This is a genomic window from Planktothrix sp. PCC 11201 (assembly GCF_900009135.1).
GTDB lineage: Bacteria > Cyanobacteriota > Cyanobacteriia > Cyanobacteriales > Microcoleaceae > Planktothrix.
Genome location: NZ_LT797704.1, coordinates 70,700 through 94,104 on the forward strand (window position 1 = coordinate 70,700; position 23,405 = coordinate 94,104).

Annotated in this window: 18 protein-coding genes; 8 read left to right on the forward strand and 10 right to left on the reverse strand. The window is 41.8% G+C overall.

Annotated elements, in window-relative coordinates; all coding sequences use genetic code 11:
• Positions 1–237 precede the first annotated feature (237 nt).
• The 4 genes from PL11201_RS15590 (at position 238) to PL11201_RS15605 (ending at position 3,013) form a co-directional block, all read left to right on the forward strand.
• Positions 238–1,029, forward strand: coding sequence for a peptidoglycan-binding domain-containing protein (locus PL11201_RS15590; RefSeq protein ID WP_079679858.1), 792 nt, complete (start codon positions 238–240; stop codon positions 1,027–1,029).
• 69 nt (positions 1,030–1,098) lie between these two features.
• Positions 1,099–1,539: a GNAT family N-acetyltransferase gene (locus PL11201_RS15595; protein WP_079679859.1), complete on the forward strand. Its 441-nt coding sequence runs from the start codon at positions 1,099–1,101 to the stop codon at positions 1,537–1,539.
• A gap of 69 nt (positions 1,540–1,608) precedes the next feature.
• Positions 1,609–2,445 (forward strand): type I methionyl aminopeptidase, encoded by an 837-nt coding sequence (gene map, locus PL11201_RS15600; protein WP_079679860.1) that lies wholly within the window; start codon positions 1,609–1,611, stop codon positions 2,443–2,445.
• Positions 2,446–2,572: 127 nt separating this feature from the next.
• Positions 2,573–3,013 carry a GNAT family N-acetyltransferase gene (locus PL11201_RS15605; RefSeq protein WP_079679861.1) on the forward strand — a complete coding sequence of 147 codons (441 nt, stop codon included), beginning with the start codon at positions 2,573–2,575 and terminating at the stop codon, positions 3,011–3,013.
• Between the two features lie 81 nt (positions 3,014–3,094).
• Here the strand turns inward: PL11201_RS15605 and minE are convergent, their stop codons facing one another.
• The 6 genes from minE to PL11201_RS15635 all read right to left on the reverse strand — a co-directional run bounded on the left by minE (position 3,095) and on the right by PL11201_RS15635 (position 9,270).
• Positions 3,095–3,598 (reverse strand): cell division topological specificity factor MinE, encoded by a 504-nt coding sequence (gene minE, locus PL11201_RS15610; RefSeq protein WP_079679862.1) that lies wholly within the window; start codon positions 3,596–3,598, stop codon positions 3,095–3,097.
• A 56-nt stretch (positions 3,599–3,654) separates the two neighbouring features.
• Complete coding sequence (gene minD / locus PL11201_RS15615) at positions 3,655–4,461, reverse strand: septum site-determining protein MinD (RefSeq protein ID WP_079679863.1); 807 nt, start codon at positions 4,459–4,461, stop codon at positions 3,655–3,657.
• A gap of 86 nt (positions 4,462–4,547) precedes the next feature.
• Entirely contained in the window at positions 4,548–5,381 is an 834-nt protein-coding gene (minC, locus tag PL11201_RS15620; protein ID WP_079679864.1) for a septum site-determining protein MinC, read from the reverse strand.
• Between the two features lie 216 nt (positions 5,382–5,597).
• A complete protein-coding gene (locus PL11201_RS15625) occupies positions 5,598–7,010 on the reverse strand; it encodes a GTP-binding protein (RefSeq protein WP_079679865.1) in 1,413 nt (470 codons plus the stop codon).
• A gap of 201 nt (positions 7,011–7,211) precedes the next feature.
• Positions 7,212–7,835 carry a Uma2 family endonuclease gene (locus PL11201_RS15630; RefSeq protein ID WP_079679866.1) on the reverse strand — a complete coding sequence of 208 codons (624 nt, stop codon included), beginning with the start codon at positions 7,833–7,835 and terminating at the stop codon, positions 7,212–7,214.
• 142 nt (positions 7,836–7,977) lie between these two features.
• Positions 7,978–9,270: a hypothetical protein gene (locus PL11201_RS15635; RefSeq protein WP_079679867.1), complete on the reverse strand. Its 1,293-nt coding sequence runs from the start codon at positions 9,268–9,270 to the stop codon at positions 7,978–7,980.
• Between the two features lie 465 nt (positions 9,271–9,735).
• Here PL11201_RS15635 and murF point away from each other — a divergent pair, with 465 nt between their 5' ends.
• From murF to atpC, 3 genes are all read left to right on the forward strand, one after another.
• The gene (gene murF / locus PL11201_RS15640; RefSeq protein ID WP_079679868.1) at positions 9,736–11,121 is read left to right on the forward strand and encodes a UDP-N-acetylmuramoyl-tripeptide--D-alanyl-D-alanine ligase; all 1,386 of its coding nucleotides are present in this window, start codon (positions 9,736–9,738) and stop codon (positions 11,119–11,121) included.
• 125 nt (positions 11,122–11,246) lie between these two features.
• Positions 11,247–12,695, forward strand: coding sequence for a F0F1 ATP synthase subunit beta (gene atpD / locus PL11201_RS15645; protein ID WP_079679869.1), 1,449 nt, complete (start codon positions 11,247–11,249; stop codon positions 12,693–12,695).
• 105 nt (positions 12,696–12,800) lie between these two features.
• On the forward strand, positions 12,801–13,214 hold the full coding sequence (atpC, locus tag PL11201_RS15650) for an ATP synthase F1 subunit epsilon (RefSeq protein WP_079679870.1): 414 nt from the start codon (positions 12,801–12,803) through the stop codon (positions 13,212–13,214).
• 446 nt (positions 13,215–13,660) lie between these two features.
• On the opposite strand, the gene PL11201_RS15660 is transcribed toward atpC, so the two are convergent.
• Positions 13,661–13,945 carry a DUF7734 family protein gene (locus PL11201_RS15660; protein WP_079679872.1) on the reverse strand — a complete coding sequence of 95 codons (285 nt, stop codon included), beginning with the start codon at positions 13,943–13,945 and terminating at the stop codon, positions 13,661–13,663.
• A gap of 11 nt (positions 13,946–13,956) precedes the next feature.
• Positions 13,957–16,545, reverse strand: a complete 2,589-nt coding sequence (locus tag PL11201_RS15665; RefSeq protein ID WP_079679873.1) for an ATP-binding protein — start codon at positions 16,543–16,545, stop codon at positions 13,957–13,959.
• 762 nt (positions 16,546–17,307) lie between these two features.
• Between PL11201_RS15665 and PL11201_RS15670 the strand changes: the two genes are divergently transcribed.
• The gene (locus PL11201_RS15670) at positions 17,308–19,443 is read left to right on the forward strand and encodes a hypothetical protein (protein WP_234996717.1); all 2,136 of its coding nucleotides are present in this window, start codon (positions 17,308–17,310) and stop codon (positions 19,441–19,443) included.
• Between the two features lie 48 nt (positions 19,444–19,491).
• Here PL11201_RS15670 and PL11201_RS15675 read toward each other — a convergent pair whose 3' ends face one another.
• A complete protein-coding gene (locus PL11201_RS15675; RefSeq protein ID WP_079679875.1) occupies positions 19,492–21,588 on the reverse strand; it encodes a M3 family metallopeptidase in 2,097 nt (698 codons plus the stop codon).
• A gap of 91 nt (positions 21,589–21,679) precedes the next feature.
• A complete protein-coding gene (locus PL11201_RS15680; RefSeq protein WP_079679876.1) occupies positions 21,680–23,356 on the reverse strand; it encodes a serine/threonine-protein kinase in 1,677 nt (558 codons plus the stop codon).
• Between the last annotated feature and the right edge of the window lie 49 nt (positions 23,357–23,405).

Below are 23,405 nucleotides of genomic sequence, written 5' to 3' on the forward strand. Positions count from 1 at the left end.
CATGCAACGTCTCTACACCGTGGGTAGAGGGATAATCTGTAGCATCTATAATTGGATTTCATTAATCTGAATTTGATCGGATTTTTCTATATTATTACCCCCCTTGATGATCGAGAGGGTTAATTTTATGTAAAAATTTAACAACTTACTCTTTTCTTCATCGCCTCCTGATGCTAAGATTCAATTCAGAAACTTGAATTTAGTAAAGTTAAACTTTATAAAAATAGGGTAAAAGCCATGGGGATTAAAACTGCTATTATTGCTGGCTTGTTTTCTTTAGTTCTTCCTGTATTTGTTCCCGTTGCTTTCGCAACATCGAATTCTGGTTCAGGAATCACAGAATCCTGGCAGGAAAACGGTAATTCCGGGGTAAACTCCAGCGTTACAGACACAGAAACGGCTAAACGGGAACTGTTTTCTGAACCCTTTTATCAATCTGAACCTCAGCCCCCTCGCCATCGGGAACGGGTATTATCCCAAGGCACTCAAGGCTCCCAAGTCACGGGGTTACAACAACGGTTAAAAGCCCATGGGTTCACCCCGGGTAAAATTGATAGTGTTTTTGGCCCACGGACAACGGCATCGGTGCAGGCGTTTCAGCAGGCTAAGGGATTAGAAGTGACGGGTGTTGTAGACCGCGATACCTGGCAAGCTCTATCGGCGGAGCCCCAAGTGGCTAGTTCAGTTCCGGTTAATCAGGAGGGTGTTTTATCCAGAGGTTCCCGGGGAACGGATGTTCGTGTATTACAGGAACGTTTAATGGCTAAAGGCTATCGTCCCGGCCCGGTTGATGGGATTTTGGGTTCTCGCACCCTGGCGGCGCTGCATGAATTTCAAATTGCCCAAGGCTTAGAAAGCAGTAATCAAGTTAATCAAACAACTTGGACAGCTTTGAATAGTGAATCGTTGCTTCCCGAAACCCCCGCTCGTTTAACAGAAGAAAATCCTAATTTGAATGAGAACGAAAACACAGATTTAGGAAGTAGTTCTGAAGAAAAAGTCTTCAATTTAGACGGGTTCACGAACTAAAATCATTCCCACCCCTAGAGACGTGCAAAGGCGCGTCTCTTTTTCTCTCTTTGAATATTGAGGGGAATCATGGCATTATCATTAGAAATTAAACGGGTAACATCTAGCGATTTAGGTTTATTAAACCAATTATATACAGAAATAGATGGAGAATCTCCTCTGTCTCTATCGGAGGTTGAACAAATTTTTGAGCAAATTCAGCAAGTTCCCAACTACAATATTTATATTGCATGGCTGAACGGTGAACCAGTGGGTACATTCAGCTTATTATTTATTCCGATGATTTTGCATCACAGCAAATCTGCGGTTATTGATGCCGTGATTGTCACTTCTGGTTACAGAAACCAAGGAATAGGTAAAGCCATGATGCACGAAGCTCTCAAACTCAGCCGGGAGGCGGGATGCTATAAAGCCATGCTGTCGTCTAATTTAAAACGGACTAACGCCCATCAATTCTATGAGTCTTTAGGGTTTAAACAGCATGGTTGGAGTTTTATTCTGGAACTGTAACCCAAAACTTGAGATTTTAGGGTAATTTATTAAAGGTATTTTGTCTGAACACACTTAACTCCGAACACGATGAATATTCTTGCTGATTTTCTATCTAAACCAACTCAAACTAATTCCCCTCAAGTTAAAAAAAGTGGTAGAGGAATCTATATTAAATCACCTCAAGAAATAGAAACTATGCGACAAGCTGCAAAGATTGTGGCTACGGTATTAAAAGAAATTTCAGAACGGGTTGAACCAGGGATGACCACGGCGGATTTGGATGCTTATGCAGAAAAACGGATTCGAGACATGGGAGCAACCCCAAGTTTTAAGGGATATCATGGATTTCCGGCTTCTATTTGTGCTTCTATTAATAATGAAGTTGTTCATGGCATTCCTAATCGTAGAAAAGTCATTCGTACCGGAGATGTTTTAAAAGTCGATACGGGTGCTTATTATCAAGAATTTCATGGCGATTCTTGTATTACTATTGGGGTGGGTGAAGTTTCTCCAGAGGCAAAAAAATTAATTAAAGTGGCTGAAGAAGCCTTATATAAAGGCATTGAACAGGTCAAAGCGGGAGCTTATTTACTCGATATTGCGGGAGCGGTTCAAGACTATACAGAAGCCAATGGTTATAAAATTGTAGAAGAATTTACAGGTCATGGAGTGGGAAGAAATCTACACGAAGAACCCTCGGTTTTTAATGCCCGTACCCATTCTTTACCTAATGTTAAATTGAAAGCGGGAATGACTTTAGCTATTGAACCGATTCTGAATGCAGGCTCTCGATTTACAAAAATTTTATCGGACAAATGGACAGCCGTAACCATTGATAATGCCTTATCTGCTCAATTTGAACATACGGTTTTAGTCACAGAAACCGGCTACGAAATTTTAACAGATCGTTCTATAATAGGTTAAGGAATAATAATCAGTTATCAATCGTAGGGGCGGGTTCATCAAGATTTAGGCGATTAACAAAGATATAAAAGAACCCGCCCCTACCTACCCATTCGTAATTCGTAATTCTTAATTCTTAATTCCCCCAATGATTCGCATTCAAACAGTTAACTATTCTGAATATTTTATAGAAATTAAAGCAATTCGACATCAAGTTTTTGAACTTGAACAAGGAATTAATCTTGGATTAGAATTTGATGGGAAGGATGAATCAGCCCAACATTTATTAGCCTATTTAGATGATTATCCGATTGGAACCCTGCGTATCCGTTATTTATACCCGGAAAAAGCTAAAATCGAACGGTTAGCTGTTCTGGCGACCGCTAGGGGAATGGGCATTGGTCAACAATTAATGGAATGTGCCCTAGAAGCGATCGCTCAAACTTCGATTAAAATAGTGATTGTTAATGCTCAAGTTTATATTAAAAATCTCTATTTAAAATTAGGATTTGAAACAATAGGAGAACCTTTTCAAGAAGCCGGAATTGCCCATATTAAAATGATTAAATATTTGGGAAATAGGGAATAGGAAAAGTCGTAAATCAACCAAACTCAGAGGAGGGTTTGAAGACCAAACCCCTACTATAAAAGATGATAACATCACGAGTTTCTATGGGTTTTCTAGGCTTTTCTCCGGTTGGGTGGGGGGGGATTTTAACTTGGATTTAACTGGAGTTGGTGGTTCGGGGGTTGGGGTTGGGGACGGCGGGGTNGATTTTAACTTGGATTTAACTGGAGTTGGTGGTTCGGGGGTTGGGGTTGGGGACGGCGGGGTTTCCTCAGTCTCCTCATCTTTGGGAGATTCGGTTTCCACTTCCGGGGGAGAAGATTCAGCCATGACTAATCCCCTTTGTTTAACCCGACGAATCAATAAATTAGCCACTAATGCGGTAGCTCGGTTATCACTTTCTAAGTTAAATTCCGAATCATCGGTATCTATTTCTACATAACGAGATACCACTTCCATAATTTCTTTTCGCATGGCTTCGACCATTTCCGCCGATAAATCAGCCCGGTCATGGGCTAATACCAACTTCAGGCGTCGTTTGGCCTCCTCTCGACTGGTTTGATGAGTTCGAGGAAAAAGTCGTTCTATGAGTTCATTAATTTTCATGGGGGTTTGGAGGATGAATACAGAAGCAGTCAGATCAACAATTTCAAGATATATTTTTAGCCAACTTTAGAGGAAAGCAAGCGACGCAGTTTGGCAAAAAAACCTTCTGGACGGGGGTTAAGGTCAAGGAACGCTACTTTTTCTCCTTCAATTCGACGCACCACATTCGTGAACGCTTGGGCTGCTTGGGATGGGGTTTCTGATAACACCAAAGGTTCTCCTTTATTGGTAGAAACAATCACATTTTCATCATCGGGAACCACCCCAATTAAAGGAATCGCTAAAATTTCCTCCACATCCTGTACCGACATCATATCGTTAGCTTCCACCATTAAGGGCTTAATCCGATTAATTAATAACCGAATTTTTTTCACCGAATTTGCCTCTAATAAACCAATCACCCGATCCGCATCTCTAACGGCTGAAACTTCGGGAGTAGTGACAATAATTGCTTCTTTAGCAGGGGCGATCGCATTTTGAAACCCCTGTTCAATTCCCGCCGGACAATCAATAATAATATAGTCATATTTCCCCTCTAACATCGCCACTAATTGCTTCATTTGATCGGGTGTAACGGCTTCTTTCATGCGATTTTGAGCCGCAGGTAATAAAACCAAGCGGGATTCTCGTTTATCTTTCACTAAAGCTTGTTCCAGGCGACATTCTCCCGATAAAACCTCCATTGCGGTATATACAATCCGATTTTCTAAACCTAGAAGTAAGTCTAAATTTCTCAGACCAAAATCCGCATCAATCACCACAACACTGTGGCCCCGTTTTGCCAAACTCATGCCCACATTAGCGGTACAAGTAGTTTTTCCCACCCCTCCTTTTCCAGAGGTAATCACAATAACACGACTCATATTTTAAAAATTTGTATTCAGCAATAATCGATCCGGTGTTCAGAATAACCTATTTTATTGACACTTGGCGCATCACCCATCACCCATTACCCATTTATATCCAGGGTCAAAACTCTAGCCTTGGCCACTTCCTTCGCGGGACTAATCCTAATCCCGGTACTATTGATATAGGCGACTTCCGGGTAAAACTGTTCGGGGGAGGTTTCTGGGCCGCGCGCCACTTGATCCGCAATCCGAATTAACTTAGGTTCCATTTGCAAAGCCATAATTAAACTATTCCGGTTGCCTTTTGCCCCGGCGTGGGCGTTTCCCCGTAACCGTCCCCAAATAATAATATCTCCATCGGCAATCACTGAACTACCTGGGTTGACATCCCCGACAATTACAATGGTTCCTGGGTGACGAATATCCACCCCAGAGCGCACGGTCATTTTCAAATATAATGGTTCTGCTAAGGGCTCTGTAGTCGTCTCTAACACGGGTTGAGCCAAGGTTTCTCGTTCCATATCCTGATCAACGCTATAGCCCGCCATAGCTGCTGCTACTGCGGTTTGGCGACGGCTGGTTTTAACCCGTTTGAGTTGGAGTTGGACTTCCGTTAGTGCCTCAGCAATATCTTGGAGTTGACGCCCATCTAATAACCTATTTTCCGCCATTAGATAAACTTCCGTATAATCTTGTTCTGCGTGTTCACCCCCGTTCAGGCGATGTTTTAACTGTTGCCAGAGTTCTGTCCAGGTATTATTAAGGTTAGCATTAGTCTCGGTATCTTCACGGTTGTTTTCTGGAGGTAAAAATAACAATAACCGTCCCGCTTCAGTTTTGAACCGAACTTGTAAATTAGGATCAATCTCAGGTGAAATTACAGGAGATTCAGATTCAGTTATTATTGGTTCAGATGTTGGGGTATCTAAAGACATATTAGAAGGGAATAGGGATCACGGATTTAAGAGGATTTCATGGATTTCACGGATTTTAATCTGTCCCCCAATCAAGTCGAGGGCAGGGTTAATCTGCGTAATCCTGTAATTATTGTAAGCGATTAAGGACAATCCCTAACCCCCCAGTAGAAACCTTACAGGCAACGTCTCTACTGGGGTGAATGCTAAAATATATAATTTGAATTTCCAACAGAATTAAATTTCCCCAATTCTTTTTTGAACATTAATTTTCTTCCATAATTCCTGTTTAATTCGGTTGAGAATTGAAGTTTCATCTAAGGTTTCTAAAATATGTTGAACCACCGCTTTTGGCCCTTCTTCTCCCCAGGATGCACCATTGGCTAAATAAGCTTTTGTCACCTGTCCAATAGCATAACCAGAAACCCCGGCGATCGCAGCTTGGGGAATAGCAACAGATAGATAGGGAATTAATGATAATCCCCCGGTTGCTGGAGCGGTTAATCCTAATAGACTTTTTAAAGAACTTAAACCAAAATTTGCCACTAATTCACTAGCAGTAATTCCTCCCATACTTAAGGCAATTTTTTGTAATAATTCCACCGCCCCCTGTTGAGTCATGGAAATTCCATATAATTTAGATAGGGTTAATATTAACGCCACATCGATCACCGCCCCGCTTAATAAATCAATCATCATCATGGGATTTAAGGCGATCGCAATTGATTTAGTCATCACCCCATTCCAAATTATTCGGTTAGCACTAGATCCTCGAATTTCCATTTTTCGCCGGACTAATTTTTCATTCACATCCCCGGCATATAACATGGTATTTAAGGCGACTAATGATTTCCCTTCCTGATCCAAAATCTCTAAAATTTTTAACTTTAATTCCTCAATTTGAGGTTCTCCTCGGGTAATTTCGGCACTTAAAGTTCCATCGGGGCGACGAATAGCTTTAGCGACTAAAGGAGAAGCCGCCGCCATCACAATTTCATCGGGAGATAACAATTCTTTAACTCTTTCATCTCTAATTTTTTCATAAATTGCCTGTCGATCCGCTTCGGGATATTGATCAATTTTATTAAAGACTAATAACATTGGTTTTCCCGCTTCTCGTAATTGCGAAAGGGCATCATATTCAACTTGGGTAATATCCCCGGCGATGACAAATAATAATAAATCCACTTGTTGCGCCACCTGACGAGCAATTTGTTCCCTGGTTTCCCCATCTACTTCGTCAATTCCTGGGGTATCAATCAGTTCAATTTGAGAAATTTTATAGGAAACCGTAGGAATATTAGATGTCTGGTTATCGGTCATTTCCCATGGCTGAATTTGAGTAGTTTGGGTGACCCCATGAATTGGGCCAGTGATAAATACTTCTTGACCTAATAACGCATTTAATACCGAAGATTTTCCCCGTCCTACCATTCCAAATACGGCAATTTGTACACAGGTACGGTCTAATTTATCCATCATTCTTTGCAACCCCCCAATATCGGGTTCTAAACCTTCTCTTTCTGTGGGAGTTAAGTCAAGATGGTCTACAATCTCCCGTAGGGCGTCTTGGGCATGACGTAAATTTAATTCCGCTTGTAGGTCGGTGAAACTCAGTAGAGTTGTATTAAGTTCGTCATCTAAAGTCATAAAAACCTCGTTTAATGGGGAATGGGGAATGGGGAATGGGGAATGGGTAATAGGTAATGGGTAATGGGTAATGGGTAATGGGTAATGGGTAATGGGTAATGGGTAATGGGTAATGGGTAATGGGTAATGGGAGTTAAATAAAAATCAATTCTAAATTGGTTTTATGGGTTGAGAATATATCCCAATTTTGTTTCAACCTTTCTACATATTAAAAATCTGCTGTGCGGATAAGTTGAACTGGGGAAAGGTCGGGGAAATAAGGGTTGTGTTCTCTCTAAATGGATTCATTTGATATTCTCCATCCTCTAAATTACAAACAAATAATGTAGGTTGCTTGGGGCTACCAATAAGCTTTCTCGGCCCCAATGCTGCGTAATCCAGAATCCAATATTCTTCAATTCCCATTTCTTCATAATCTCGAAATTTATTATAATAATCATCACGCCAATTCGTTGAAACCACTTCGACAATTAATTTCACTGAATCATAATTTTCGATAATTGATTCGCTTTCCCATCGAGGTTCAGACCCTAAAACTTCTTGATTTAAAACAATAATATCCGGTTCATAACCAGATTGTCCACGCTTGGGTTTGATAATCGATTCTCTAGGAATAGTCCATATACCACCTTTGCCCATCTGCCTAATTATAATTAATAATTGTTCCATCAGGGAACCTGTTAGATTTGAATGTTTTCCCCTGGGTTTGGGCATTTCAATAATTACTCCTTCATGCAGTTCATAACGAACTTCTGAGTTTTCGGGATACCAGTTGATAAATTCATCAAAGCTGTAGATTTTGGGTTCGGTTTGGGCTGAAGTCATCGGTCTTTCAAGAAAGTATCTGTTCTTATTGTGGCAAAAAAGTCAGTTATTGGGTCAATAAAAAAATTTTGCTGTCAGAAGATTTTACCTCTGCTGATGAAACTGTTCTCCATTCTTATTGACCATTTTAATTTTTTCAAGTTTATCTGATGAAAGACAAATCAACCCCGCCAAAGTTGGTACTTAAAGCAATATTTAAGTTTTCTAAGACTTTTACTAACCAGAGAACTCCATCTTGAGAACAGGACTCGTAATGATTAAATAAAATGGCGAATCGTTTTTCTAGGTAGGGTTTGACTTTTCGACAAATTAAAACTATTTTGAGTAATAAACCTACGGTCATGGTTGGCCCCACGTTGGCAATCAAATCGATAAAGACAAAATGATTGGGTTTTTGGGAACTTTCAACCACCAGAAAGTTTAATATTTGGTTACAAGTTCTCAGGAGGAGAAATTCATTAAAATTTTCATCATCACTATGGGGAATGGTATTCTGTAACTGTTTGTATAATTTATCATTGAATTGATTACGGATATAGGATGAATCAATAGATGTTGGGCTGATATATTCATATAAACTGTCTTTAAATTCTCGAAAAGATTGATTGGTTTGAGTGTGGGATAAAAAATTTTGAGCTAAATCTTTATAGGTTTGTGTCCCTTCTATTTTGCCCACAAATTGTTTCAAGGCTGCAAACAGTTCTCTATTATTTAAAAAAGTGGGATTAGGAACGGGAGAAACAATTTTTCTGGCTTCTTCTAGGGATGTCCGTCGGGCGATGGTGGCGAGTCGCATTTGATGGGCTGCATACTGGGATAAATCCAGTTCGTATTTCCGTTGTTTCTGAACTTGAATTAGTTGAATCATTTGTTGATGTTCATAGGAACTATCATCACTGAGTAAACAATGTTTATAAAGATAGGGATAGCGAGGAATTAAAACTCTCAATGGTTCGGAAGATTGGGTTTTATAATCTAATTCAGCCGGCTGGTTAATGACTTCTGCAAATCGTTTTAAGGCGAGATACTGCTCACTTTTGGTAAATTCATAAACTAAATCTCCCAACTGACGAATATTTCGAGCATAGGAATAAACTTTGCGAATTTTAGGAATAGATTCATCAAAAAGTTGAATTAATTTATTAATTGCTGTTTTCCGTTGGGGAGAAGTATGCCAGCGATTCACTAAAATATAAAAACAGCGATTCAGGATATGATTAAAGTCCTGAACCTCTAATTTTGATACCACTAATTTATTTAAGGCTTTAGAAACCTCTAAATCTGGATATTCCGTTCCTTCAATAAATAATACATTCAGCCTTTCGATCAGTTGCTTAGGCTCCTCTATTTCTACCTTTTCGAGCAAATGATCATAGAGAATTTGTTCTTCTTTGAGGGTGGCTCGGTTAAAAGGATTGGCTAGATTGTTGTTCATTTTTGATTACCCATCTACTCAATTTGAGTGTGATTGTCTGGTTAGGTTTTCTGATCACTATAAATCTATGATTTTGACCCTGATTAAATTTTAAAATCAACCCTAAAATAGCAGTGTAGAGACAGGAATATTGGGTCGGATTACAGATGATAGAACTTAGATTAAAAACTATGCAAAAAAAGTTTTTAAAAAGAAGTTGAACCCTTGATATTCTGGGCAGATACTTCCTAGAATATCTCGGTTATCCTGACCCGAGATCAAAGACTAACACCGCTATTCAGTTTAACAGATTTATAAAAGAACTATTAGGGGGAATAGTTGCAACTAATAATATATTTTCTGTGCTTGTTATGCTATTTTCAACAACTAGGGTTGAAATCTCAATAAAAATCGCTACAAAACCCGAGATATTTTAGAATATCATAACTGGGTAATCAACAACAATCTATTTTTAAGAGCCAGAGAATGTCTAATCTCCTCACTCTCGGTCAGGTTGCTAAAATTCTAGCGATTAACTCACCATTTTACTGTGATTTCAACGATCCTACAACCGTGATCGGAATCACAACCGATACCCGCAGCATTCAACCCGGAGAGGTTTTTTTGGCTTTACAGGGGGAACACTTTGATGGCCATAACTTCGTGGAACAGGCAATTAACCAGGGAGCTATTGCTGCGATTGTGAACACGGATTTTGCCCAAAATCACCCGGATTTACCCCTTTTCCCCGTTCCTAACCCTTTAAAAGCCTATCAACAGATTGCCCGATGGTGGCGGGATCAATTTCAGATTCCGATTATCGGGGTTACTGGGTCGGTGGGGAAAACCACAACCAAAGAATTAATCGCCGCCGTACTTGGAACTCAGGGCAAGGTTTTAAAAACCCAAGCTAACTATAACAATGAAATTGGGGTTCCTAAAACCCTATTACAACTCACGGCCGATCATGATTTTGCGGTCATCGAAATGGCCATGCGGGGAGCCGGACAAATTGCCGAATTAACCCAAATTGCGCAACCCACAATTGGGGTAATTACTAATGTGGGGACGGCTCATATTGGACTGTTGGGGTCAGAAGATGCGATCGCTCGGGCCAAATGTGAACTCTTAGCGGAAATGCCGAAAACCAGTTTGGCGGTATTAAATCAGGATCAAGAACGTTTGATCAAGACCGCCGCTAAAGTTTGGTCGGGAAATACTATGACCTATGGTTTGGCAGGGGGAGATCTGCGAGGAGAATTAATAGACACCCAAACCCTACGAGTCGAAGGAGTAGATTTACCCTTACCCCTACCCGGAGAACATAACGCCTCTAATTTCCTGGCTGCATTAGCCGTATTCCGGGGAATTTATGGGTCGCAAACCTCCTATGCACCTTTTGAGGCGGGAATAGCCGTACAGTTACCCGATGGCCGGGCGAAACGCTATCAGTGGGGGGAAGATATTGTGATTTTAGATGAAACCTATAATGCCGGGTTGGAATCAATGTTGGCGGCTTTGCGGTTACTAGCTCAAACTCCAGGAAAACGCCATATTGCGGTATTAGGGACGATGAAAGAGTTAGGGGCGCGATCGCTAGAATTCCATGAACAAGTGGGGCGCAAGGTGCGGGAACTGAATTTGGACGGATTATTGATTTTGGCAGAGTTTGAAGAAGCCAATGCCTTAGCAAAAGGGGCAGGGGGCATACCCTTAGTCGCCATTGTAGATAGTCAAACCGCCGATGCTCACCACCAAATGGCACAACAGTTAAAAGCCTTAATTCAGCCCGGGGATCGGATTTTATTTAAAGCTTCCCATTCGGTGCAACTGAATCGGGTTGTAGAATTATTAGGATCGGATTTTCAATAGAATCAAAGGGCAGTCATGATCAGTGATCACGCTTGAGTGATACCCTGAAAGATGGCAATATTAAATTCTTCTAAAGCTTTCCGAGACAAATCGGAATCAACTTGTATTAACCCATAAGCAAACCCATGGTCAGCACCGCAGAAAAAACAAATGTAGGCCACGTCACTCAAATCATTGGCCCGGTTGTAGATATCAAATTTCCCAGTGGTCACCTGCCGGAAATCTACAATGCCCTCAAAATTAGTGGCAAAAACGAAGTTGGTCAAGATATTTCTATTGTTTGCGAAGTCCAACAACTTCTAGGGGATGGTCAAATCCGTTCCGTATCCATGAGTACCACCGATGGTTTAGTCCGGGGAATGGAAGTTGTTGATACGGGCGCTCCGATTAGTGTTCCCGTTGGCCCAGCAACCCTAGGACGGATTTTTAACGTTATCGGTGAAACCGTCGATAATTTAGGCCCGGTGCAAACCCAGGAAACATCTTCCATTCACCGTCCCGCCCCAGCTTTTACTCAGTTAGAAACAAAACCCTCCGTGTTTGAAACGGGGATTAAAGTGGTAGACCTGTTAGCTCCCTATCGTCGGGGTGGCAAAATTGGTCTGTTCGGTGGAGCCGGAGTCGGCAAAACCGTTATTATTATGGAACTGATTAACAACATCGCTAAGGCGCACGGGGGAGTGTCCGTGTTCGGCGGTGTGGGCGAACGTACCCGGGAAGGGAACGATCTTTACAATGAAATGATCGAGTCTGGGGTGATCAATACCAAAGACTTGACCCAATCGAAAGTGGCTCTGGTTTATGGCCAGATGAACGAACCCCCCGGAGCTAGAATGCGGGTGGGTCTGTCGGCTCTAACCATGGCTGAATATTTCCGCGATATCAGCAAACAAGACGTGCTCCTGTTTATTGATAATATCTTCCGGTTTGTGCAAGCGGGTTCTGAAGTATCGGCTCTGTTAGGTCGGATGCCCTCGGCGGTGGGATATCAGCCCACTCTGGGAACGGAAATGGGTGAACTGCAAGAGCGGATCACTTCTACCAAAGAAGGCTCTATTACTTCGATTCAAGCGGTGTATGTGCCTGCGGATGACTTAACTGACCCCGCTCCAGCTACCACCTTTGCTCACTTAGACGCCACCACCGTATTATCCCGGGGTTTGGCTTCTAAAGGAATCTATCCGGCGGTTGATCCCCTGGATTCCACCTCGACGATGTTACAGCCGTCGATTGTCGGTAGCGAACACTATAACACCGCCCGGGCTGTGCAATCCACCCTGCAACGCTATAAAGAACTGCAAGACATCATCGCCATTTTAGGGTTAGATGAACTGTCGGAAGAAGATCGGATGACCGTGGCTCGCGCTCGGAAAATTGAGAAGTTCCTGTCTCAACCCTTCTTCGTGGCGGAAGTGTTCACAGGTTCTCCCGGTCAGTATGTCACCCTGGAAAAAACCATCAAAGGCTTCAATATGATTCTGGCTGGGGAACTCGATGACCTGCCCGAACAAGCTTTCTACATGGTGGGCGACATTGACCAAGTGATTGCTAAAGCCGAAAAACTCAAAGGCTAAGGTTGACCGACTGTTGTTGGGCTAGGATTGGGAGGGCTAAAGCCCAACAACGGCCCAACAACCGTTATTTTTTGATCTCGATAATATTTTATTAACTCTTGACAAATGACATTAACTGTGCGTGTAATCGCCCCGGATCGGACGGTCTGGGATGAAAATGCTGATGAGGTGATTCTTCCGAGTACAACGGGTCAAGTGGGTATTCTGACGGGTCACGCTCCCCTGCTAACCGCCTTAGATACCGGGGTTCTGCGGGTTCGGTCGAAAAACAAATGGACTCCCATTGCCTTGATGGGTGGGTTTGCTGAAGTGGAAGCCAATGAAGTCACCATCTTGGTGAATGGTGCAGAACGGGGTGATACTATTGATTTAGAAGCAGCCCGTACTGCCTACACCAAGGCTCAAGCTGATTTAGAAGCGGCTGAAACTGGTGATTCTAAAAAAGCCAAAATTAAAGCGACAAAAGCAATTAAAAGAGCCAGAGCGCGGTTACAAGCGGCTGGTGGTAGCGTCGAGTGACAAACAAGAAACCGGGTTTCTACCTTAACCTTTGCTACTAACAGAAAGCTCAATTAAGAAACCCGGTTTCTGAGCCGTGCCAGGTATGCCAATTATTGAAATAAAACCCGTAGGGGCGGGTTCGACAAAATCTTTCAAATCTGACAAATAATCTTGATAAACCCGCTCCACCCCACCAAAATTTAACGTTAATAAAACCGGGTTTATATTGATTTCTATTATGGGGTTGGGCGGGTTTATTTAGGTTAATTATTATTAACAAAAATCCCGGCGAACCCGCCCCTACATTCAGGGGTTGGGCGGGTTTATTTAGGTTAATTATTATTAACAAAAATCCCGGCGAACCCGCCCCTACATTCAATCGATGTCATAAATCTTAGGGAAAATTATCAATATCTTCAGGTCTTAACATTCCCGCCTCTGTTCTTCCGGCAACTTCTAACATTTTATAGTCCCAATTCTGTTAATAATTCCTGCATCATTTCCCAGGTTAATCCCTGTTGAATATAATGGGGTTCGGTGGGATTGTAAGGACTTAATAGACGATCAATTTCCAGGATTTTGGCCGTATTAGGAATAACAGGAATATCAGGATCAAAAGCTGTGGGACGCATTAAGGAACTAGAAAATCCTTTAAAAATGGCAATTTCATCGAATTCGCCATCGATTTCAATTTTAACAATTAAAACTTCTTGAGGACGTTTAGTGGTATATTGTTCTAAGCGATTCATGATTAAAGTTCCTAATGACTTGAATTAAACGAGGCTAAATAGGAAAATTTTTGCAAGGGAAAATTAATAGTAAAAGTAGCTCCTTTTCCCTCCCCTTCACTTTCAGCTTTAACCGTTCCTTGCTGCAATGTCACTAACTGTTTGACAATCGCTAATCCTAACCCTAATCCTCCATGTTGTCGAGTGATGGAACTATCTGCTTGTCGAAAAGATTCAAAAATAGATGATAAGGAATCCTGGAGAATCCCTTGACCCGTATCCTGAACTTGAATACAAGCTTGAGTTGAATTAGCAGTTAAACTGATGGTTACCGCTCCTCCTGGGGGTGTAAATTTAATTGCATTATCCAAAAGATGCTCTATAATTTGTTGTACTCGTTCTGGATCTCCAGCCACACTATCAACAGATTCATCTATTTTTATTTGTAGTTCAATTCCTTTAGTTATTGCCAAAGGTTCAAACATTTGTAAAACCGATTGAATCACCGACCGTAAATTAACTGAACTCAAATTAATCTTAGTTTTCCCTTGTAATAAATTAGAAATATCTAATAAATCTTCAATTAATTTCGTCAAAGCTTTAGCATTACGTTCCATGGTTTCTAAAGCGATTTGGGAACGTTCCGGGGTTAAAGAACGGGTACGCAAGAGATATAACCAACCCAAAATAACATTTAAAGGCGTTCTTAATTCATGGGAAACAATAGCTAAAAATTCATTTTTTAACTGATTAGCTTTAGCTAATTCTTCCGTTTGTTGTTGCAGTCCGGTTAAAGCTAGTTGTAATTCTCGTTTTCTTAATGCTAATTCCTGGGCTAAGGTTTCTAAATCAACACTTTGAGTGGTTAATTCCTGCTGCAATAAATCTCTTGTCCGTTTAATAATAATCCAATTACTCACCCTTGCCCGTAATTCTTCCACAGAAAAGGGTTTCATCAAATAATCTTGCGCCCCTTCTCGTAACAATTGTACCCGAGATTCATCATCTGTTTTAGCAGTTAAGATCACAATGGGAGTAATATTCAATTCTGGATAAGTGCGAACTTTCTGCACCATTTCATCCCCACTCATGCCCGGCATCATAATATCACTAATAATTAAATCGGGATGGAGGGCGAGTGCTTGATATAAACCTTCCTCTCCATTCGTCGCAATTGCGGTGTTATAGTCCGAGGCTAAAGTTGTACAGACAAAATGACTCATGGTTGGATTATCTTCTACCACTAATACCAAAGGTTTTTCCGGTTGGGAAAACATTGATAGGGGTGGATCAGATCCCAAAGTTTTGAGTTCATCTAACCAAGGTTGAACCTTCTTGTTATTATCTATATTCGGAGTAAAAATCAAAGATTCATCTACCGTTTCAGAGGTTGTTTTTAAGGGAAACTCCACGATAAACAATGCACCTCCCTGGGGTGCTTCCTCAACGGTAACATTCCCTCCTTGAAGCTCCACAAATTCCTTAACAATGGCTAATCCTAATCCCGTCCCCCCAAATTGCCGACTCAAACCCGTATCAACTTGACGAAACCGTTCAAAAATTGCCTGTCTCAGTTCAGGAGGAATACCAAATCCAGTATCTTGAACCTGTAAAATTGCCCAAGGAGAATTATTTTTCTCAGACAGGGATAAACCGCAATAAATTCTACCGCCTTGGGGTGTAAATTTAAAGGCATTTGAAAGTAAATTCAATAAAACTCTTTCTATTTTTTCTCCGTCTATTTCTACTAAAATCTCATCGGGTGTATTCACAACAAATTCTATATTTTTTTGCTGTGCTAAACCCTCAAAATTTGCTGCCATTACTCGCACTAACTGAGCAACATCCACCGAACTATAGTGAAGCTGCATTTGACCTTCTGCTAATTTTGAAACATCTAATAAATCATTAACTTGTTTCAGTAATAAGCGAGCATTTTGTTCAATAATTTTAAGATCTTTATGATGTTTTGGAGTAATTTCTGGTGAGCTTAATAGTTGTTCCGTTGGCCCCAGAATCAAGGTTAAAGGAGTCCTCAGTTCATGACTCATATTGGCAAAAAACTGAGTTTTTAGGTGGTCTAATTCCTTGAGTTGACCGTAAATACTTTCTAATTTTTGATTAGCAACCTCTAAATTTTGATGACGTTTTTCTGACAGATGAGCCGTTTCAATTAAGCCTAGGGCTTGGGGAACTAAAGGAGGTAATGCTAAAGCAGTAACGACAGAAACAAAAGCCGTAATCACTTTAATCATCCCTGATAACCAATACATCGGATTCCAGAGTGTCCAGACCTCCATAACATGAGTAATTCCACAGGCAATAATAAAGGTTCCAAAGGCTAAAAACATCCAATGAAAAGGAATTTCTCGACGGGATTTATGAACAAAATAAACCAATGTAATGGAAATCGAAAGATAGGCTAAAGCAATCATCAGATCGGAACTAACGTGCATCCATACCAGTCCGGGTTTCCACAGAAAACAATGACCATGGGGAATAAAACTAGACCCATTAAATAGGATATTGAAAACGTCTGGTATAACACTTTCAATTGAAATCGGAATCGATAGGATAACCAGAGGAATTGAAAGAATCGGATTGCATGGAGTTGTGATCATTGTCACCACTGATAATATAAAGATGGGTATTTAGGGGATATATATTCTTAGTCTAAGCTACTCTAGGGCAAACAGAGTTTTGAACACCAGCACGACAACTACTCAGGGATATATCAACGCTTCCCACCATGATCGAAAAATTGGGTTTAAAATCCCTAACTTCGTAGTTAGGCTTTATCAAGAAAATGGGTTCCACTTCGGCAGGCTCAGTACACGGCTTCTAGGACGGCTTTATATTGGTGGGTTGTCTATTGGCATCTGATGGTGCTACTATTTCCCATAACACCGAAAGGTAAAAAACCTGTCTAAAAACCTAGTCGCCTAACGGCAAAACGCGCTCACCTTGACAGTTGGAATCTATAGGGTTCTACTGCAAAGTTCTAGCTCTCCCCAGCAGTGGGTAAAAGATTCATGGGAGCTAAACAACCAGTTTTTTGAAACAAATTTGTTTCAAGTTAAAAAAGAACTCGCAGCAGTTCAACAGGCTCACTGCGAATAGGGTAGGGCATACCCGAATTTACGCTTGGGGAGAATCCCACCTCTGGTCAGAGCACCCAAAGGTACTTTAGATTAAGTGGTTTCGCTGAACCAAGAATCCCCACGCCTTTAGGCAAAGGGAGTGTCAAATTAGAATGTGGAGGCAGTTGCAAAGAAGCACCAAACCTAAATCTTGAGGTTTAGGAATCGTCGCACTTTTAGGGCGGTGAGGGTGTCAATAAGGCAACTTTGAAAGATCGTACCGAATAAGGCGAATTCATGACAATGCCACAGTTTGACAAAACCCATGTCTCTCCATCGGAACCCAACGAGGAAGTTTCGAGTCCCACCCTATCGGAAAATGCTTTAGAAACCCCGGTAGAGGAAAACACCAAGACCCAGAAAAAAATCCCGTTGAAACTTCCGGCTTGGTTTTGGGGATGGCCGTTTCTGTGGCTGATTGTCTTACTGGGGTTTGGGACGATGGGGACAGGGGCGTTGTTGTGGTTATTGACGATGCCACCCGTCCCAAACTGTGAGGATATTTCGTCCCTATCTCCCGATAGCGAACATTTGTATTGTGCCGATATGGCTACAAAGTCGGGCAAAATTGAACCCTTACGTCAAGCCTTTGCCCTGGTTGCTAGTTGGCCGGCTGACCATCCCCTCCAGGGACTCGCCCAGCAAAAAATGAAAGAGTGGTCACAGGCTTTAATTACCATTGCAGAGCAGAAGATTGAAACGGGAAATTTAGAAGATGCCTTAGCCATTGTTAATATTGTCCCGAAAAATACCCCCGCCTATGAGTCGGTTGCCGTTGCCATTGAGGGATGGAAAAATAATTGGGATCAAGGGCAAAAAATTTATGACAAAGCCCAAGCAGCAATGAAGGCATTAGATTGGAGTAAAGCCTTTGAATATGCCCAGGCTTTATCTAAGTTAAATAATAGTCATTGGAGTGAAAAACGGTTTGATGAAATCATGGATCGTTTGAGCTTAGAGCGTCAAGGGAATCAACGACTGAATGAAGCCCGGGAGTTGGCTAAAGACAACACCCCGGAAAAGTTAGCGGAAGCGATCGCCTTAGCTAATCAAATTGATAAAAAACTTTATATTCAAGCGGGTGCAATTAAAGAAATTAAAAATTGGAGTCGATCTTTACTCGATTTAGCCGCTAAACAATTAAAGGAAAAAAATATAGACGGTCTGACAAAAATTGCGGGTTTAGTTCCTAACTATTCTCCTTTATATTCAGAAGCACAAAATTTAATTTTAATGGCCCAAGTGAAAGCCCTCAGTTGGAATCAAGCTAGTAGCAAACCCATTTGGCAACAAATGGCGATTCTGTGGGAAGGACAAGCAACCCTCGATCAAATGGGCAATCAGTCCCTGCCCTATGAGGAAGCCAAAGTCACCTCCAAAGAAGTCTCAGGACAAATCCAGGATCTGATCAATTTACAGTTGGCGACGGCGGTGGCAACTATTCAGCATCCTTTTGCCTTACAACTGGCGATTGATCAAGCTCAGATGATTACCCCCCAACAGCCTCGGCGGGTTCATGCTCAAACCTTAGTCGCCCATTGGCGTAAGGAAATTCAGCGTCTTGAGGATCGACCCTATCTGGCTTTAGCACAACGGTTGGCCCAGACGGAAACCCCGCAAGGATATTCCCTGGCGATACAACAAGCCCTTCAGGTGGCTTTGGGGAGTCCCCTGCGGGTGGAGGCTCAAACCTTAATTGCTGAATGGAACAAACGGATTGAGATTATTGAGGATCAACCTGTCCTGAATGAAGCTTTAGCCTTAGCCAAGGCAGGTAACCTCAGTGCGGCGATTGACAAAGCCTCCAAAATTGGCAGCCGTCGAGCGTTGTATAAGCAGGCACAGGATAAAGTTTCCGGTTGGGTGGCTACAGTTCAAACCGCCGAAGATCGGCCAATTTTGGATCGAGCTTATAATTTAGCGAAAAAGGGAAATCTGAGTGGGGCGATCGCCGAAGCTGCTCAAATTCGCTATGGTCGGGCATTATATTCTGAAGCTCAAGGGGCGGTGGCAGGTTGGGCAGCCGAAAGAGATGCGGCGCTTGCGGTACAACAAGCCCCCACAGAACCCGCTCGTCCCGCGTATCAAGATTCCTACTCGAATGATTCGGGTTATTCTAACAATTCCGAACCCAGCTATTCCGAACCCAGCTATTCAAATGATTCGGGCTATTCTAACAATTCCGAAGCACCTAGCTATTCCGAACCTAGTTATTCCGAACCACCTAGTTATTCACAACCTAGCTATTCCGAACCCGCAGCACCTCCGGCTCAGGAGATTGCACCCGCCCCGGCTGAACCCGCACCAGAACCCGCCCCGGCTGAACCTGCCCCTAGTGGTGGAAATAATGCACCCGATCCTAATTTATTCTTGGAGTAGAGACCGATCATGGTCGGTCTCTACTCGTAGGCGAATCCAACCTAATAATTAAGCCGCAACTAAACCACTATGAATTAATAAAGGTTTTGTACTCGGTTCCCGTCCTCGGAAGGCTTTAAATACTTCCATGGGATGCAAACTTCCCCCTAGGGCTAATACCGTATCTCGGAAGCGTTGCCCAGTTTCAGACACCGCATTTTCATTATCTAATCCGGCTTCTTCAAAGGCGGCAAAGGCATCAGCACTTAATACTTCTGCCCATTTATAACTATAATATCCAGCCGCATAACCCCCGGCAAAAATATGACCAAAGGCGCATAAAAACGCATCTTCAACTATTGGTTTTAAAACCATAGTATTCTCGGCAATCCGGTTACGAACATCATTAACGGTTTCATTTCCTCCGGGTTGATAACGGTGATGTAATTCGATATCCACAAAGGCAAAATGTAGCTGTCTTAACATGGCTGTCCCGCTCATGTAGGTTTTAGCCGCTAATAACTTTTGATAATAATGTTCGGGTAAAGTTTCTCCGGTTTGATAATGTTTTGCCATGCCAAATAATGTGGCTTGGTCATAACACCAATTTTCCATAAATTGGCTAGGCAATTCCACCGCATCCCATTCCACGTTATTAATTCCCGCCGCTCCAGGATAGTCAACGATGGTTAACATATGTTGCAGGCCGTGACCAAATTCATGAAATAAGGTTTCTACCTCTCCAAAGGTCATTAAACTGGGTTTATCATCCACCGGGGGCGTTTGATTACATTGTAAATAAGCCACAGGTAATCGGACTTTAGTTTCGCCATTTTCGACGAATTTAGCCCGGTTAATACAGTCATCCATCCATGCCCCTCCCCGTTTTTCTGCGGGGCGACTATAGGCATCTAAATAGAAAAATGCGATGGGATTTCCGCTTGAATTAGCCACTTGAAAATAGCGCACTTCTGGATGCCAAATGGGAGCTTGACCATCGGCGGGAGTAATTATAATTCCAAAGATACGTTGAACTAATCCAAATAACCCATCTAGGACTTGGGGTAAGGCAAAATAAGGCCGTAATTCTTCATCGGTAAAGGCAAATTTTTCTTCCCGTTGTCGCTCTGACCAAAAACTAATATCCCAATGTTGTAAATTCTCGGCTTCTGTGGCTCCTTTTGACCGCGCAAAGGCTTTTAAATCTTCAAATTCCTGTTGAGTTGCGTCATAACTGACAAGGCGTAATTCTTCTAATAAGGCTTCTACGGCTTCCACATTGGGAGCCATTTTGCTCTTTAAACTCAGTTCGGCAAAACTATTGAAACCGAGAATATTGGCTTTCTGTTTTTTGAGTTCTAAAATCCGTTCAATTAAGGGAAAATTATTCCATTCCCCACTCGATGCCCGACTAATATAACCGCGATAAACTTGTTCTCGCAGGTCTCTCCTCTGACTGTATTTTAAGAAGGGGCTAAAACTGGGTAAATCTAAAGTAATCTGCCAGGGGCCGTTTTCGGCGGTGGCATTTTCCGACCCCGATGAACGGGCAGCTTGAGCAGCTAAACTGAGTAAACTTGGGGGTAATCCGGCAATTTCTTCCGGTGTTGTTAAGGTTAAACTAAAGGCTTTTGTCGCATCTAAAACGTGATTAGAAAACTTAGTTGAAAGCTCGGCTAATTCTAACTGAATGGCATTAAAGCGATCGCGATCTTCTCCTTCTAATCCAACTCCAGATAATTCAGCATCTCGTAAAGCCGTATTCACAATTCGTTGTTGAGCCGAATCTAAATTATCCCATTCATCGCTATTTCTTAATTGTTTAAAAGCCTGATAAATTGCTTTACTTTGATTGAGTTTATTGATAAATTGAACAATATTAGGCTGAACCGTTGCATGGGCTGTTCTCAATTCAGGACTATTTTTAACTCCCATTAAATGACCGACAATTCCCCAACTCCAGGTTAACCGTTCCTGTAGTTTTTCTAAGGGTTCAACTAAATCCTTCCAAGTGGGTTTGACATTAGTTTCTAACTGAGTTAGATCCTGTTCTAATTCTGTTAACAGTTGCGTGATCCCAGGGACAACCTGATCGGGTGTAATCTGTGGAAAAGGGGGTAATCCCTGACCAATTAATAGGGGGTTTTCTGTGATCGTGGAACTCATACTTCTATTGTTTTCAATTTAGGGGGTAAGACATCTTATATAGTATCAGAAATTTGAATATTGTTAAAATATTTGTGCAGCTTACCCAGCTTTAAAACCAGAACCACCACCAACTTTTTCGTTTTCCATTCGGTCTAATCGTACGCCCATTCATTTTAGCCGTGGCTAATTGTTCATCGGTGACAATGGCATCGGTCAGATTAGCACCACAGAGATTCACCCCTCGCAAATTAGCCCGATTTAAACAGGCATTTCTCAAATTTGCACCCCGAAGATCCGCCCGTTCCAAATTAGCATTACTCATATAGGCTTTAACTAATTTAGCATTTCTGAAATTAACAGAAGTTAATCTTGCCCGACCAAAATTAACTTCTGTTAAATCGGCTCCTTGAAAATTCGTATTACTTAAACGGGATTCGTAAAAATTAGCTCCAGACCCATCAAAATTTTCTAAATTTAAACCACTTAATTCACAGTCTGCAAAATCCCGTCTGCCCTTTATATATGCAGTTTTTAATGTGTTTTCATTCCATTTTGGGGCTGAATTTACCGGGACAGAAGCAGAATTAAATTTATTACTTGCACTAGAATCAGAGATCATGCTGACTGGAGCGCCTTGATTGGAACTGAAACTACTGATTAGAGCAGTTTGATCATGAATATCCTGATCTCCTCCCAGGTTTCCTGGTTTTTTCTTAGCTAACCGTTGTTTCCTTTCCCGAATTTGTGCACCTATTTTTTCTGAAGTCAACATCAACCCGGTATTTTCATTGAAAACAGTAGGTTCATTCGTAGAAGTTGGTAATTTCGAGTTAGAAGTTGAGTTAGACTTCTGCTGCATTACCATGCCTTCTGAAAGACCTCCATAACTAAATTCAGAATCTAATGCTCGCAGAACATCTTGCGCCGATTGATAGCGATACTGCACCGAAAATTCTAACATTCGTTGCAATATACTGCAAAAAGAATCACTCACATCCAGATGGGGTTGCCACAAAATTTCCCCCGTAATTTGATTACTTTCAAAGGAATTAGGAGACTTCCCGGTCATCAAATAAACGCAGGTCATTCCCACCGCATAAATATCACTGGCATAAACCGGACGCAAAGCCATCTGTTCGGGAGGAGCAAACCCCGATGTGCCGATGGCAAAATTAGTAAAAGCCGTTTGTCCAGTTCCCATCATTGTGGCTTGGTTAACTTGATCTTTAACGGCTCCAAAGTCAATTAAAACCAGATTTTGATCAATTCGCCGACGTAAAATATTAGCAGGTTTAATATCTCGGTGAATCACTTCTTGACTGTGAATATAATCTAATATGGGAAGAATTTCCCGCAGAAATTTTTTGGCTTCTGCCTCGTCAAAAATACCCTTTTCCTTGACCTCTTGTTTTAAGGTACAGCCATCCACATATTCTTGTACCAGATAAAATTGTTTTCCCCCGACAAAATAATCAATCAGGCTAGGAATCTGAAGATGATCACCAATTTTACCCAGGGTTTTTGCTTCCCGTTGAAATAACTCCCGTGCCATTTCTAAAATTCGAGCCGATGTCGCCGTGGGTCGCAGTTGTTTGACCACACAATTCGGCTGTTCGGGTAGGGACATATCAGCAGCCAGAAACGTTGCCCCAAATCCTCCTTTGCCCAAAGGTTGAATCACCTGATAGCGATTTCTCAGCAGCAATTTTGAACCACAAGCCTTGCACTTGAGGGCATCATCTAAATTTTCAGGTTGAGGGCAGGCTGGATTAACACAGTAGCTCATGATGTTTGAGATTGCTTTTTACCAGTGAACGGGGAACTTGCAAAACCCA

Excerpts from the sequence above, each read along its gene's own strand:
- PL11201_RS15590 (WP_079679858.1), top strand. The coding sequence starts at position 238 with ATGGGGATTAAAACTGCTATTATTGCTGGCTTGTTTTCTTTAGTTCTT.
- PL11201_RS15595 (WP_079679859.1), top strand. The coding sequence starts at position 1,099 with ATGGCATTATCATTAGAAATTAAACGGGTAACATCTAGCGATTTAGGT.
- map (WP_079679860.1), top strand. The coding sequence starts at position 1,609 with ATGAATATTCTTGCTGATTTTCTATCTAAACCAACTCAAACTAATTCC.
- PL11201_RS15605 (WP_079679861.1), top strand. The coding sequence starts at position 2,573 with ATGATTCGCATTCAAACAGTTAACTATTCTGAATATTTTATAGAAATT.
- minD (WP_079679863.1), bottom strand. The coding sequence starts at position 4,461 with ATGAGTCGTGTTATTGTGATTACCTCTGGAAAAGGAGGGGTGGGAAAA.
- minC (WP_079679864.1), bottom strand. The coding sequence starts at position 5,381 with ATGTCTTTAGATACCCCAACATCTGAACCAATAATAACTGAATCTGAA.
- PL11201_RS15625 (WP_079679865.1), bottom strand. The coding sequence starts at position 7,010 with ATGACTTTAGATGACGAACTTAATACAACTCTACTGAGTTTCACCGAC.
- PL11201_RS15630 (WP_079679866.1), bottom strand. The coding sequence starts at position 7,835 with ATGACTTCAGCCCAAACCGAACCCAAAATCTACAGCTTTGATGAATTT.
- PL11201_RS15635 (WP_079679867.1), bottom strand. The coding sequence starts at position 9,270 with ATGAACAACAATCTAGCCAATCCTTTTAACCGAGCCACCCTCAAAGAA.
- murF (WP_079679868.1), top strand. The coding sequence starts at position 9,736 with ATGTCTAATCTCCTCACTCTCGGTCAGGTTGCTAAAATTCTAGCGATT.
- atpD (WP_079679869.1), top strand. The coding sequence starts at position 11,247 with ATGGTCAGCACCGCAGAAAAAACAAATGTAGGCCACGTCACTCAAATC.
- atpC (WP_079679870.1), top strand. The coding sequence starts at position 12,801 with ATGACATTAACTGTGCGTGTAATCGCCCCGGATCGGACGGTCTGGGAT.
- PL11201_RS15660 (WP_079679872.1), bottom strand. The coding sequence starts at position 13,945 with ATGAATCGCTTAGAACAATATACCACTAAACGTCCTCAAGAAGTTTTA.
- PL11201_RS15665 (WP_079679873.1), bottom strand. The coding sequence starts at position 16,545 with ATGATCACAACTCCATGCAATCCGATTCTTTCAATTCCTCTGGTTATC.
- PL11201_RS15670 (WP_234996717.1), top strand. The coding sequence starts at position 17,308 with ATGCCACAGTTTGACAAAACCCATGTCTCTCCATCGGAACCCAACGAG.
- PL11201_RS15675 (WP_079679875.1), bottom strand. The coding sequence starts at position 21,588 with ATGAGTTCCACGATCACAGAAAACCCCCTATTAATTGGTCAGGGATTA.
- PL11201_RS15680 (WP_079679876.1), bottom strand. The coding sequence starts at position 23,356 with ATGAGCTACTGTGTTAATCCAGCCTGCCCTCAACCTGAAAATTTAGAT.